At 70.0% G+C, this 12,580-nt stretch carries 15 protein-coding genes; 10 read left to right on the top strand and 5 right to left on the bottom strand.

The features are described 5' to 3' along the window. Window positions 1-146, bottom strand: a 146-nt coding sequence (locus AB0B33_RS30080) for a class II fructose-bisphosphate aldolase (RefSeq protein WP_360778113.1), incomplete at its 3' end; no start/stop codon positions are given. A gap of 152 nt (window positions 147-298) precedes the next feature. Beyond that, window positions 299-1,123, bottom strand: coding sequence for an LLM class F420-dependent oxidoreductase (locus tag AB0B33_RS30085; RefSeq protein ID WP_247016747.1), 825 nt, complete (start codon window positions 1,121-1,123; stop codon window positions 299-301). A gap of 62 nt (window positions 1,124-1,185) precedes the next feature. On the opposite strand from AB0B33_RS30085, the gene AB0B33_RS30090 reads away from it, so the two are divergent. From AB0B33_RS30090 to AB0B33_RS30115, 6 genes are all read left to right on the top strand, one after another. Next, entirely contained in the window at window positions 1,186-2,088 is a 903-nt protein-coding gene (locus AB0B33_RS30090) for an aldo/keto reductase (RefSeq protein WP_360777754.1), read from the top strand. An 81-nt stretch (window positions 2,089-2,169) separates the two neighbouring features. Continuing rightward, the gene (locus tag AB0B33_RS30095) at window positions 2,170-3,081 is read left to right on the top strand and encodes an SDR family oxidoreductase (RefSeq protein WP_360778115.1); all 912 of its coding nucleotides are present in this window, start codon (window positions 2,170-2,172) and stop codon (window positions 3,079-3,081) included. A 2-nt stretch (window positions 3,082-3,083) separates the two neighbouring features. Further along, window positions 3,084-3,557 carry a pyridoxamine 5'-phosphate oxidase family protein gene (locus AB0B33_RS30100; RefSeq protein ID WP_247016745.1) on the top strand — a complete coding sequence of 158 codons (474 nt, stop codon included), beginning with the start codon at window positions 3,084-3,086 and terminating at the stop codon, window positions 3,555-3,557. A gap of 81 nt (window positions 3,558-3,638) precedes the next feature. After that, window positions 3,639-5,111 carry an NAD(P)/FAD-dependent oxidoreductase gene (locus AB0B33_RS30105; protein WP_360777756.1) on the top strand — a complete coding sequence of 491 codons (1,473 nt, stop codon included), beginning with the start codon at window positions 3,639-3,641 and terminating at the stop codon, window positions 5,109-5,111. Then, on the top strand, window positions 5,108-5,965 hold the full coding sequence (locus tag AB0B33_RS30110; RefSeq protein ID WP_360777759.1) for a metal-dependent hydrolase: 858 nt from the start codon (window positions 5,108-5,110) through the stop codon (window positions 5,963-5,965). The genes AB0B33_RS30105 and AB0B33_RS30110 overlap by 4 nt, the downstream gene beginning before the upstream one ends. 125 nt (window positions 5,966-6,090) lie before the next feature. After that, a complete protein-coding gene (locus tag AB0B33_RS30115) occupies window positions 6,091-7,029 on the top strand; it encodes a PDR/VanB family oxidoreductase (protein WP_360778117.1) in 939 nt (312 codons plus the stop codon). On the opposite strand, the gene AB0B33_RS30120 is transcribed toward AB0B33_RS30115, so the two are convergent. Next, window positions 7,024-7,308, bottom strand: a complete 285-nt coding sequence (locus tag AB0B33_RS30120; protein WP_247016740.1) for a YciI family protein — start codon at window positions 7,306-7,308, stop codon at window positions 7,024-7,026. The genes AB0B33_RS30115 and AB0B33_RS30120 overlap by 6 nt on opposite strands. Before the next feature lie 201 nt (window positions 7,309-7,509). Between AB0B33_RS30120 and AB0B33_RS30125 the strand changes: the two genes are divergently transcribed. The 4 genes from AB0B33_RS30125 to AB0B33_RS30140 all read left to right on the top strand — a co-directional run bounded on the left by AB0B33_RS30125 (window position 7,510) and on the right by AB0B33_RS30140 (window position 10,465). Beyond that, the gene (locus AB0B33_RS30125; RefSeq protein WP_247025448.1) at window positions 7,510-8,082 is read left to right on the top strand and encodes a SigE family RNA polymerase sigma factor; all 573 of its coding nucleotides are present in this window, start codon (window positions 7,510-7,512) and stop codon (window positions 8,080-8,082) included. A 91-nt stretch (window positions 8,083-8,173) separates the two neighbouring features. Next, the gene (gene nagA / locus AB0B33_RS30130) at window positions 8,174-9,325 is read left to right on the top strand and encodes an N-acetylglucosamine-6-phosphate deacetylase (RefSeq protein ID WP_247025447.1); all 1,152 of its coding nucleotides are present in this window, start codon (window positions 8,174-8,176) and stop codon (window positions 9,323-9,325) included. 28 nt (window positions 9,326-9,353) lie between these two features. Next, window positions 9,354-9,716 carry a hypothetical protein gene (locus AB0B33_RS30135; protein WP_360777761.1) on the top strand — a complete coding sequence of 121 codons (363 nt, stop codon included), beginning with the start codon at window positions 9,354-9,356 and terminating at the stop codon, window positions 9,714-9,716. Between the two features lie 44 nt (window positions 9,717-9,760). Then, window positions 9,761-10,465: a VTT domain-containing protein gene (locus AB0B33_RS30140; protein ID WP_247016736.1), complete on the top strand. Its 705-nt coding sequence runs from the start codon at window positions 9,761-9,763 to the stop codon at window positions 10,463-10,465. 48 nt (window positions 10,466-10,513) lie between these two features. Here AB0B33_RS30140 and AB0B33_RS30145 read toward each other — a convergent pair whose 3' ends face one another. Continuing rightward, window positions 10,514-11,905: an FAD-linked oxidase C-terminal domain-containing protein gene (locus AB0B33_RS30145; RefSeq protein WP_360777764.1), complete on the bottom strand. Its 1,392-nt coding sequence runs from the start codon at window positions 11,903-11,905 to the stop codon at window positions 10,514-10,516. A 71-nt stretch (window positions 11,906-11,976) separates the two neighbouring features. Continuing rightward, window positions 11,977-12,402 carry a PPOX class F420-dependent oxidoreductase gene (locus AB0B33_RS30150; protein ID WP_360777766.1) on the bottom strand — a complete coding sequence of 142 codons (426 nt, stop codon included), beginning with the start codon at window positions 12,400-12,402 and terminating at the stop codon, window positions 11,977-11,979. Between the last annotated feature and the right edge of the window lie 178 nt (window positions 12,403-12,580).

Raw genomic sequence — 12,580 nt, forward strand, 5'->3', positions numbered from 1 at the left:
ATGCCGTCGCTCTCCGCCTCGGCGAACCCGCGGATGGCGGCGTTCACGGTCTCGGACGAGGTCACGTTGATGGCGGGGTAGGCGAACTCGTTCGCTTTCGCCCGGTCCAGCATCTCCGCGTAGACCTCGGGGGTCGCGATGGGCATCGGTATTCCTCCTTGGCAGGGATGGGTCCCGACCGCATCGTACGAGGTGTACCGCCGCCGCACACCGGTCCCCGCGCAGAAACTTTTCCGCACGTGGGATCGGTTCAGAAGGGTCTGCCCGGCCGCCGGGCGCCCCGGCGGCCGGACGGGGATCACAGCAGCTCGGCGGCCAGCGCGCGGTAGCCCGGCCACGGGTCCTCGTTCAGGACCTGGACCACGACCTGGTCCGCCCCCGCCTCGAGGTGGGCCGACAGGCCGCGCGCGATCGTCGCGGCGTCGCCGTGCAGCGCCAGCGCGTCGACCAGGGAGTCGCTGCCCTCACCCTCCAGATCGGCGTCCGTGAAGCCGAGTTTGCGCAGGTTGGCGACGTAGTTCGACAGCCCCAGGTAGTACTTCACCGTCTGCCGGCCGATCGCCCGCGCCTCGGTCGGGTCGGTCGACAAGACGACCTTGTGCTCCGGCGCCAGCAGCGGGCCCGCGCCGAGGATCTCGCGCGTCGAGCGGGTGTGCTCCGGCGTCGTCAGGTACGGGTGCGCGCCCGCGGTGCGCGCGCCCGACAACTCCACCACCTTCGGGCCCAGCGCCGCCAGTGCGCGCCCAGCCACCGGCACGCCCGCCGCGTCCAGGCCGTCCAGGTAGTCGACCAGCGCCGCGTACGGCTTCTTGTACTCCTTCGTCGCTTCGCGGTGGCCCGCGCCGACGCCGAGCAGGAAGCGGTCCGGGTACTTGCCCGCGATGCGCTCGTACACGCGGGCGATCGCCGCCGGTTCGTCCTGCCAGATGTTCACGATGCCGGTCGCGATGACCAGCGAGTCCGTCGCCGCGAGCAGGTCGTCCACCGACGCAAGGTCGGCGACGCCGGGCGAGCCGCCCAGCCAGATCGCCCCGTAGCCGAGCTTCTCCGCTTCCGCCGCGAACTTCGCGTCGACGTTTGCGTGGTACCGCCAGATCCCGAGCTTGCCCAGTTCGATAGCCATGGAACACTCCAACGCGTGGGACGGCGATTTTCCTCCCGGATCGGCGAACTACCGTCGAAGGCATGACCAAGCTGGGAAACACCGACCTCGACGTGTACGGGCTCAACCTCGGCGGCAACGTCTTCGGCTGGACGGCCGACGAGCCGCAGTCCTTCGCCGTGCTCGACGCCTACACCGCCGCGGGCGGCAACTTCGTGGACTCCGCCGACCTCTACGGCGGGGGCGGTGGCTCCGAGGAGATCTTCGGCAACTGGCTGGCCGCGCGCGGCCGCCGGGACGACGTCGTCGTCGCGACCAAGGTCGGCATGTGGGAGGGCCGCCCCGGCCTGTCCGCGAAGAACATCCAGGCCGCGGCCGAGGACTCGCTGCGCCGCCTCCAGACCGACCACATCGACCTCTACTACGCCCACCGCGACGACCCCGACACCCCGCTCGAGGAGACCCTGGAGGCGTTCGACGCGCTGGTCCGCGCGGGCAAGGTGCGCTACCTCGGCGCGTCGAACTACACCGCCGAGCGGCTCGCCGAAGCACTGTCCATTTCGGACCGAAACGGGCTCGCGCGGTACGCCGTGCTGCAGCCGCACTACAACCTCCTCGAGCGGGACTACGAGCGCGACCTGGCCCCGCTCGTCGCCCGCGAAGGCCTCGCCACGCTGCCGTACTTCTCGCTGGCGAAGGGCTTCCTCACCGGCAAGTACCGGACGAAGGGCGCCGTGACCGACAGCCCGCGCGCCGCCCGTGCGGAGTCCTATTTGGACGAACGCGGCGAGCGCGTGCTGGCGAAGCTCGACGAGGTCGCGAAGGCGCACGACGTCGCGGTCGCCACGGTCGCGCTCGCCTGGCTGCGGCAGCAGCCGACGGTGGCCGCGCCGATCGCCAGCGCCCGGACCCCGGAGCAGCTCCCCGACCTGATCGCGTCCGTCACCTTGACGCTGTCCCCCGACGAGCTGGCGTCACTTTCATAGGGAAAGTGGCGCCTACTCTTGGGTAGCTTACTGCGGGTAAGTTGAGGTACGGTGCCCTCAAGTGACATCAAGGAGGGCACCGTGGCCAACCCGTTTTCGCTGTTGAGCGGCACCAAGAAGGTCGACGGGAAGGTCGTGCTGATCACCGGCGCCGCCCGCGGCATCGGCGCCGGGCTGGCCGAACGGCTCGCCGCCCGCGGCGCGAAGGTGGCCCTCGTCGGCCTCGAAGCCGAAGAGCAGAAGAAGGTCGCCGACCGGATCGGCCCGAACGCGCACGCGTGGGAAGCCGACGTCACCAGCTGGGACGCCCTCGAAAAGGCGACCGCGGGCGTCGTCGAGCACTTCGGCGGGATCGACATCGTCATCGCCAACGCCGGCATCGCGACCGCGGGCTTCGTCCGCTCGGTCGACAAGGCCGCGTTCGAGAAGGTGATCGAGGTCGACCTGCTCGGCGTCTGGCGGACGTTCCGCGTCACGCTCCCGCACGTCATCGAGCGCAAGGGCTACCTGCTGGCCATCTCCAGCCTCGCCGCGATCACGCACGCGCCGGGCATGGCCAACTACTCCGCCGCGAAGGCCGGCGTCGAAGCGTTCTCGAACAGCCTCCGCGCCGAGGTCGCCCACCTGGGCGTCAAGGTCGGCGTCGCGCACCCGACGTGGATCCGCACCGACCTGGTCGAGAGCGCCGACGCGCACCCGGTGTTCGGCAAGCTCCGCGCGTCGATGCCGGGCCTGATCGGCAAGACCTACCCGCTCGAAACCGCGCTGGACGACCTCGAAGCGGGCATCCTCAAGCGCGCCCGGACGATCCACGTGCCGCGCTGGGTCGGCGGGCTCAAGCTGCTTCGCGCGTTCCTGCCGCCGATCGTCGAAATCGGGTCCCGCAGCCGGGTACCTTCGGCGGACAAGGCCGCGCTGGCCGACATCGAGGCGCGCGGCGCGTTCGAGTCGGCGGTCACCGGCCACGGTGGACGAGCCGCCACCAAGGGGTGAACATGTCCCGTCGCGACCAGATCCGGATGACCGAGGACGAGGTGCGCGAGTACCTCGCCGGGCAGCAGGTCATCAACGTCGCCAGCGTCGGCCCGAACGGGCGGCCGCACCTCGCGCCGCTCTGGTACTTCCCGCACGGTGACGGCGTCGCGACCTGGACGTACGGCACCTCGCAGAAGGCCAAGAACTTCCGGCGGCTCGCGCAAGCGACCGTGCTCGTCGAGGACGGCGACAGCTACGAGAAGCTCCGCGGCGTTTCGTTCGAGGCCGACGTCGAGATCGTCGAGGACACCGCCGAGGTCACCCGGATGGGGATCGAGCTCATGCAGCGGTACGCGGGCGCCAAGCCGGGCGACCCCGTACCGGACGAGCTGAGGGCCTTCATCGCAGGTCAGGCCCCCAAGCGCGTCGGGTTGATCTTCCGGCCGACCAAGGTCGCCAGCTGGAACCACGGCAAGCTCGGCGGGACGTACTGATCAGTAGCCAGTACTTCCAAGTAACTGTTACTTGAGGTAACGTCATCTCCGCAGTTTCCTCGAAGCAGCGGAGGCCGACAGATGACCGAGCGGTTCAAGGTCGTGATCGTGGGCACCGGGTTTTCCGGGCTCGGCCAGGCGATCCAGCTCGAAAAGGCCGGCATCCGGGACTACGTGATCCTGGAGAAGGCCGGCGAGGTGGGTGGCACCTGGCGCGACAACTCCTACCCCGGGTGCGCGTGCGACGTGCAGTCGCACATGTACTCGTTCTCGTACGAGCAGAACCCGGACTGGTCGCGGTCGTTCTCGCCGCAGCCGGAAATCTTCGAGTACCTCAAGGGCGTCGCCGACAAGTACCGGCTGCGCGAGAAGATCCGGTTCGGCGTGGAGCTCACCGGCGCCCACTGGGACGAAGGCGAACGCCGCTGGACGGCGACCACCAAGGACGGCCGCGAGTTCGTCGCGCAGTTCCTCGTCTCCGGCGTCGGCGGCCTGCACATCCCGCAGGTCCCCGAGCTGCCCGGGATCGGGGAGTTCAAGGGCCAGACCTGGCACTCCGCGCAGTGGAACCACGAGTACGACCTGCGCGGCAAGAAGGTCGCCGTGGTCGGCACCGGCGCCAGCGCGGTCCAGTTCGTCCCGAAGATCGCCCCGGACGTCGCCGAGCTGACGCTCTTCCAGCGCACGCCGCCGTGGATCATGCCGAAGCCCGACCACGCGATGCCGTCGTGGGCGCAGACGCTGTTCAAGCGCGTCCCGGGCACCCAGCGCCTCTACCGCAACGCGCTCTACTGGCTGCTCGAAGCGCGGGCCATCGGCTTCAACGGCCACCCGGCGATCATGAAGGCCGGCGAGCTGATCGCGAAGCGCAACATCGCGAAGGGCATCAAGGACTCCGCGCTGCGCAAGAAGGTCACGCCCGACTACACGATGGGCTGCAAGCGCGTCCTGATCTCCAACGACTACTACCCGGCGCTCGCGCGGCCGAACGTCGACGTCAACACCTCGGGCGTCAAGGAGGTCAAGGCGCACTCGATCGTCGACTCCGCCGGGGTCGAGCACGAGGTCGACGCGATCATCTACGGCACCGGGTTCAAGGTGACCGACGCGCTGGAGTACCTCGACATCACCGGCGTCGACGGCCGCGACCTCGCCAAGGAGTGGGCGGCCGAGGGGATGCGGACGCACAAGGGCATCACGGTGTCCGGCTTCCCGAACCTGTTCTTCCTGCTCGGCCCGAACACCGCGCTGGGCCACAACTCGGTCGTGTTCATGATCGAGTCGCAGTCGAAGTACGTCGTCGACGCCATCAAGCTCGCCGACTCCCGTGACGCGGCCGCGCTCGACGTCCGGCCGGGTGTGCAGGAGAAGTTCCAGCGGGAGATCCAGGACAAGCTGGTCAAGGGCGTCTGGACCCAGGGCGGCTGCAAGAGCTGGTACCTCGACGCCAAGGGCGTCAACCGGACGATCTGGCCCGGCTTCACCTGGCGCTACTGGCTGGAGACGCGCAAGGTCGACCCGGCCGACTACGAGCTGTCCGGCCGCGCGTCGTGACCTCGCCGGAGGAGCAGCTCGTGCTGCACGCCCGGGACGTCGAATTCGACTGGGCGGCGCTGCCGATGCACTGGATCCCCGGCGAACCGCAGGCCACGCACACCATCAACGTCCTGCACCTGGCGCTGCCCGAAGGCGAGCGCTGGTTCGTCGAGGTGTTCAAGCAGGCGGTCCCGCTGATCCGCGACGAGCGGCTCAAGGCGGACGTCCTCGGCTTCATCGGCCAGGAGGCGGTGCACGCCGAGGCCCACGACGGTGCGGCGGCGCACCTCGAAAGCGCGGGCGTGCGGGTGCGGCCCTTCATCGCGCAGATGGAGTGGCTGTTCCGGAAGCTGCTCGGCGACCGCGACCTGACCGGGAAGGCTGCCGAGGAGTGGCTGGTCGAGCGGCTGGGGATCGTCGCCGCGATCGAGCACTACACCGCGTTCCTCGGCCAGTGGGTGCTCGACGCGCCCCTGGAGGCCGCCGGCGCCGACCCGGTCATGCTCGACCTGCTGCGCTGGCACGGCGCCGAGGAGGTCGAGCACCGGTCGGTCGCGTTCGACCTGTTCATGCACCTCGACGGCCGGTACACGCGCCGGGTCCGCAGCATGGCGGCGGTGACGCCGGTGCTGGCGTGGGTCTTCACGCGCGGCACGCGGTACTTGATGCGCAACGACCCGACCCGCCCCGGCCGCGCGTCCCTGCGGGCCTACCGGCGGGCGGCGAAGCGGGGACTGCTGCCGAGCGGAGGTCAGCTGCTGCGCGAGATCCGGCCGTACTTCCGGAAGAGCTACCACCCGACGGAGACCGGCAGTACCGAGCAGGCCGTGGCGTACCTGGCGAGTTCACCGGCCGCCCGGGCGGCGGGGTGACCGAAGTGCCCCCCTCGAATCCCGCACTTTCACGTGAAAGTGCCCACCTGGGCCCCGCACTTTCACGTGAAAGTGCGGGGCTCGGGTGGCCGGGGCGGCTGGACGGGAGTGGCCGGACCGACCTGCTGCTGTCCACTTTGGTCGGCGTCGTGGGTGCCTACCGGCGGATGTCGGGGTTCAGCGGGAGACGGCGGCCGCCGGTGCGCGCGGTCGACCGGGACCTTTCGCTCGTGGTCGAAGCGGTTCGAGCCGAAGCCGAAGACGTCGTCAGCCTGCGGCTCTCGAACGGCACGCCGTTGCCGGGCTGGCGGCCGGGCGCGCACCTGGACCTCGTGCTGCCGTCGGGCCTCGTCCGGCAGTACTCCCTGTGCGGCGATCCGTCCGAAAAGGATCATTACCGCATTGCCGTGCGGAAGATCGGCGTCGCGTCCGGCGAGGTCCACACCCTGCGGCCCGGTGCGCGGGTGACCGTGCGCGGCCCGCGGACGGCGTTCCCGTTCGTCGGCGCGGGTCCGTTCCTCTTCATCGCGGGCGGCATCGGGATCACGCCGATCCTGCCGATGGTCCACGCGGCGAGTGCGGCCGGCGCGGACTGGCGGCTGGTCTACACCGGCCGCAGCCGCGAGTCGATGCCGTTCCTGGCCGAGTTGCCGGCCGACGACCGCGTCCGGATCCGCCCGGACACCGAGTACGGCGTCCCGGCCTCGGGCGCGGAACTGCTCGAAGGCATCCCCGAGAAAGCGGCGGTGTACTGCTGCGGCCCGGTGCCGATGATCGCCGGCGTCCGCCTCGATCTGGCGCTGACCAGCGCCGCCGTGCACTTCGAGCGGTTCGCGCCGCCGCCGATCGTCGCCGGGGAGCCGTTCCGGCTGACGCTGCGCCGGTCGGGGCAGGTCCTCGACGTCCCGGGCGACCGGACCGCGCTCGACGTCCTCCTCGAGACGCGGCCGGCGACGCCGTATTCGTGCCGCCAGGGCTTCTGCGGGACCTGCGCGGTGCCGACGGCCGACGGCGGGTCGATGCGGATCTGCGTCGACCGCCGCCCCGCGGTGCTCGACCTATGACCCCTGGGGCAGCCAGGCGCCGATCACCGGCTTGAACTCGCGGACGGTCCGCTCGGCGACGACGCCTTCCAGCGCGTACGGGTCCTTGTCGAGCGTCTCCTGCAGGTGGGCTTCGTCGTCGGCCTGGTAGAGCGTGAGGCCGCCGGTGCCGTCGCCGAGCGGGCCGGCGACCGCGACGCGGCCCTGCGCGGCCAGCTCGCTCAGGAACTCGCGGTGCCGCGGCCGCACCTCCTGGAGCTTCTCCTGGACGTAGGTGATTTCGACGAGGTACCAGGCCATGTGGATCTCCGGGGCTGGGCAGGGGCGGGACAGGACCGACGCTACCCGGGCCCTGATCGCGTCCCAGCATCCGATCTGTGGCGACAGGAGGCCAACCCGATAGGCTGGGCGTGCGTCAGTACCTGTGTGAGCGCTGTGAATACCGTGAACCTGCTGACGCGACACACCGTGCAAACCGGGGTCGGAGACAGGCAGGGGTTCATGCTCGAGGGCAATGCGGAACGCAGTGTCGAGGCAACCCTCGGCCAGCTGCGGGTCATGGACGGGCCGGCCCCGGCGCAGGCAGCTGCGCCGCTGACCCTCGAAGACCTCTACCGGCAGCACCGGATGCGGCTGGTCCGGCTGGCGATTCTGCTGGTGGACGAACCCGCGACGGCGGAAGACGTGGTCCAGGAGGCCTTCACCGGCCTGCACCGCAACTGGGGACGGCTCCGGGACGCCGCGGCCGCCGTCGGCTACCTGCGCACCGCCGTGGTCAACGGGTCGCGCAGCGTGCTGCGCCGCCGCAAGACCGCCCGCGAGTACGTGCCGCCGCACGCCGTCAACGCCCGGTCCGCCGAGAGCCTCGCGATGCTCTCCAGCGAGCACCAGGCCGTCGTGTCCGCATTGTCCAAACTGCCGCCCCGCCAGCGCGAAGTTCTGGTGCTCCGTTACTACGGAGGGCTGAGTGAAGCCGAAATCTCTGAGGCGGCGGGCATCTCCAAGGGTACCGTTAAATCGACCGCCAGCCGGGCGCTCGAGGCGCTCCAGAAGGCCATGCAAGCCCCACAGTGACCCGGGTGGACCATTCCGATCACTGAGTCGTATCACCATGCTTGGTCCAGACCAATATATGCTGGGGTGCGTGAGAGGCGCCGGAGATTTCGTGATCATGGGCGGCCGGGTCGCCGCCCCGGACCGTGTACTCGACGACGGCTGGGTAGCCGTCTCCGACGGGCGGATCGCCGGCGTGGGTTCCGGGACCCCGCCGTCCGGCGAGCACGTGGACGTCGGAGGGGCGCTCGTCGTCCCCGGGTTCATCGACACCCACTGCCACGGCGGGGGAGGTGCTTCGTTCACCTCCCTCGATCCCGAGGAACTCCTGACGGCGGTGCGGGCGCACCGCCGTCACGGCACCACGACCATGCTGGCCAGCCTGGTCTCCGATCCGGTCGACATCCTGCGTGAGCAGGTGGCCGCGCTGCGTGAGATCGTGCAGGACGGCGAGGTCGCGGGCATCCACCTGGAGGGGCCCTTCATCTCGAAGGCCCGCTGCGGGGCCCACGACCCGGAGACGCTCCTCGAGCCGGACACCGGCACGGTCGAGAAGCTCCTGCGCGCTGGCCAGGGCGCGATCCGGATGGTCACCATCGCCCCCGAGCTGCACGGCGGCGTGAAGGCCGTCCGGCAGCTGGCCGAGTCCGGCGTCATCGCCGCCATCGGCCACACCGACGGCGTCGAGGAGCAGCTGCTGCCCGCCATCGACGCGGGCGCTTCGGTGGCGACGCACCTGTTCAACGGGATGCGCCCGCTCCACCACCGCGAACCCGGCCCGGTCGGGGCCCTGCTCGATGACGAGCGCATCACGATCGAGCTCATCTGCGACCTCGTCCACCTGCACCCGACGGTGGTCCGGCTGGCCGCGAAGCACGCGGGCCGCAACCGCACGGTGCTCATCACCGACGCGATGTCGGCGACCGACGCCGCCGACGGCCGCTACACGCTGGGCCGCCTCGAGGTCGACGTCCACGACGGCGTCGCGACGCTCGCGGACAACGGCTCGCTGGCCGGCAGCACCCTGACGATGGACACCGCCTTCCGCAATCTGGTCGGGGGTGCGAAACTCGGCATCCTCGACGCGGTGCACGCGACTTCGCAGCGGCCCGCGGAGCTGCTCGGCATCGCGGACCGCACCGGGATGCTGTGCACCGGCTACGAGGCCGACATCGTGGTCCTCGACGAGGGCCTGCGGCCGTCGAAGGTGCTGCGCCGGGGTGAATGGGTCGCCGAAGTGGGTACGGCTACCTTGAGCACTTAGGGTTTTCAGCACGAGGAGACGGGCGGAGATGAGCGAGCCGAAGGACCCCGAGCAACTGCTGGCGGACGCCCTTCGCGCGCAAGCCGTCTTCGCCCCTTCGGCGTCACCGGCGCCCGCCCGCGAGCCGGAGCCGGGCACCGACGCCGTCCCGACCAGCGCGATCAACGAGCTGCCCTCGGCGTACGGCCTGCTCTCGGGCGCCAGCGCGGACTCGCTGGAGCGCGAGCGCGCGGCGCTGGACGCGGCGTCCGAAGCACCCACGGCGTACGCACCGGCGCCGCCTCCGCCGCCGCGTTCGTCGGCGCAGCTGCCCGCGTACTGGATCTTGCTGCTGGCGGTGCTGCTGGGCCTCGCGGCGGGATCCGTCGTGGGCCTGCTGACGCTGGTCTGACGGGTCTCAGTAACGACTCAGGGTGACCCTGTACCGTTTTCCAGGTGATTCTCGCCCAGAGCACGGTCAACACGATGTCGCTGCTGCCGTCATGGCTGGACCCGCAGCACCTGCTGAGCGGCCTGACGACGCCGGTCATCGCGGTGCTGTGCCTGATCATCTTCATCGAGAGCAGCATCTTCCCGGTGCTGCCCGGTGACTCCCTGCTGTTCACGGCCGGCCTGTTCATCGCGAACGGCACCCTCGACGCGCCGTTGTGGCTGGTCTGCGTCCTGGTGACGGTCGCGGCCCTGCTCGGCAACGTGGTCGGCTACTACATCGGCTACTTCGCCGGGCCCAAGCTGTTCAACCGGCCGGATTCGAAGTTCTTCAAGCGGGAGTACGTCGACAAGACGCACGAATTCCTGGAGAAGCACGGCCCGAAGGCGGTCGTGCTGGCCCGGTTCGTGCCGTTCGTGCGGACGTTCATCACGTGGATCGCGGGCATCGGCCGCATGGACCCGAAGCGCTACTTCACGTACACGGTCATCGGCGGCATCCTCTGGGCGGCCGGCATCACGGTCCTCGGCTCGCTGCTGGGCAACATCGGCTTCATCCGCGACAACGTGGACGCGATCTTCGTGCTGATCGTGCTGGTGTCGGTGGTCCCGATCGGCCTGGAGATCCTGAAGTCCCGCCGCGAGAAGAAGGCGGCCCTGCAGTCGGCCGACCCGGACGTCACGCAGCGGATCCCGCGGATCAAGGACTGACAGCTTTCGAGATCTGGGCCCCACCGGTCGGCGGTGGGGCCCTTTTCGTCAGGTCATCGAGAACATCGACCCCGGGTTGAACAGGTTCTCCGGGTCCAGCGCCTGCTTGATCTGCCGGTGCACCCGCAGCCCCACCGGGCCGATCTCCCGGGCCAGCCACTCGCGCTTGATCTTGCCGACACCGTGCTCGCCGGTCACCGTGCCGCCGAGGGACAGGCCGACCTCGAGGATCTCGTCGAACGCGCGCTGGGCCCGCGCGAACTCGTCCGGGTCGTCGGGCTGGTAGACGATCGTCGGGTGCATGTTGCCGTCGCCGGCGTGCCCGACCACCGCGATCCGCAGGCCGACCTCGGAGCTGATCTTCTCGCAGCCGCGGATCAGTTCGGCGATGCGCGTCCGCGGCACGCAGACGTCGTCGGTCAGCCACATGCCGTACGTCTCCAGCGCGGTGAGCACCACCCGGCGGGCCTGCAGCAGCATCCGGCCCTCTTCGAGGTCTTCGGTCGTGTACGCCAGGTCGGCGCCGCAATCGACGCAGATCTGCTCCAGCGCCGCCAGCTCCCGGCGGGCGACCTCGCCGCCGGCGTCGGACTGGCCCAGCAGCAGCGCCTGGCAGTCCGAGCCCGCGCCGAGGTCCGTCTTCAGGTACGTCTCGGACGCCTTGATCGACGACGCGTCCATGATCTCCAGCAACGACGGCACGAGCCCTTCGCGCACGACCCGCGCCACCGCTTCGCCGGCCGCCTCGGTCGTGCTGAAGCCCGCGACCAGCGTGGCCGGCGCCTGGGGCAGCGGCTTGAGCTGGACCGTCGCCTGCGTGATGACGCCGAGCGTCCCCTCGCTGCCGACGAACAGGCGGGCCAGGTCGTAACCGGCCACGCCCTTGACCGTCCGGCGGCCCGTCTTCAGCAGCGACCCGTCGGCCAGGACGACCTCGAGGCCGAGCACCGAGTCGGTGGTCACGCCGTACTTCACGCAGCAGAGCCCGCCCGCGTTCGTCGACAGGTTGCCGCCGATCGTGCACCAGTCGTAGCTGGACGGGTCCGGCGGGTAGAACAGCCCGTGCTTCTCGACGGCGGTGCGGAAGTCCAGGTTGACGACGCCCGGCTGGACGACCGCGAGCCGGTTGCCCGGGTCGATCTCGACGATCTCGTTCAGCTTGGTGAGCGAGAGCGTCACGCAGCCGTCGATCGCGTTCGCGGCGCCGGACAGGCCGCTGCCGGCGCCGCGCGGCACGATCGGCACCCCGGCCTCGGCGCACGCCTTGACCACCGCCTGCACCTGCTCGGTGTTCGCCGGCAGCACCACCGCCAAGGGCTTGCCGGAGGGCGCCAGCGGCATCATGTCGCGCGCGTACGACGCCGTGACGTCGGAGTCGGTGAGCACGGCGCTCTTGCCGAGCAGGTCGCGCAGCTTGGTGACCAGGGCTTCGTTGCTCATGGCCTCATGGTAAGCCCGCAGAGTCCGCACTGCGGAACCAAAATTTCAAAACCAGCCGCGCGGAGCAGCCGTCACCGCACCAGGCCGAGCAGCTTGTCGACGTGGATCGTCAGCAGCACCCGCTGGTCGGTGACCATCGCCGCCCGGTACTCGTCCCAGTCCGGGTGCTCGCCCGCCTCGCGGCGGTAGTAGTCGACGAGCGCCTCGACCGTCGCGTCGTCGGGCGCGGCCGCCGGCGCCGTCAGCGAAGCGCTCCCCTCCGCGACCACGTAGCTCCAGCCGTCCTCGCTGCCGACGTGGTACGTCACCCGCGGATCCCGGCGCATGTTCTTCGTCTTCGCCCTGGTCTCGGTGATCGACGCGATGATCGTGGCCGATTCCCGGTCGTACAGGTGCGTGATGGTGGACAGCTGCGGCCGCCCGTCGCGGCGGATGGTGGCCAGGACGCCGTGGCGGTGGGCGGCGAGGAAGTCCTTCAAGGCTGTGTCGTCGGTCATACCTCCTGCAACCGCCGGAGACCGCGGTTGTTCCGAGAGCAGCCCGGAGGAAATCTGCTTGCATACGGCAACTAAAGTGTGTTCGGACACATCGAACGCGCGTCCGCTTGCATAACCGGTGGTGAAGGCACATCCTTGCCTGAGGCAACTAGTTGCAGCCGCCAACCAACGCCGTTGA

Source organism: Amycolatopsis sp. NPDC049159 (assembly GCF_040648295.1).
Lineage (GTDB): Bacteria > Actinomycetota > Actinomycetes > Mycobacteriales > Pseudonocardiaceae > Amycolatopsis > Amycolatopsis pretoriensis_A.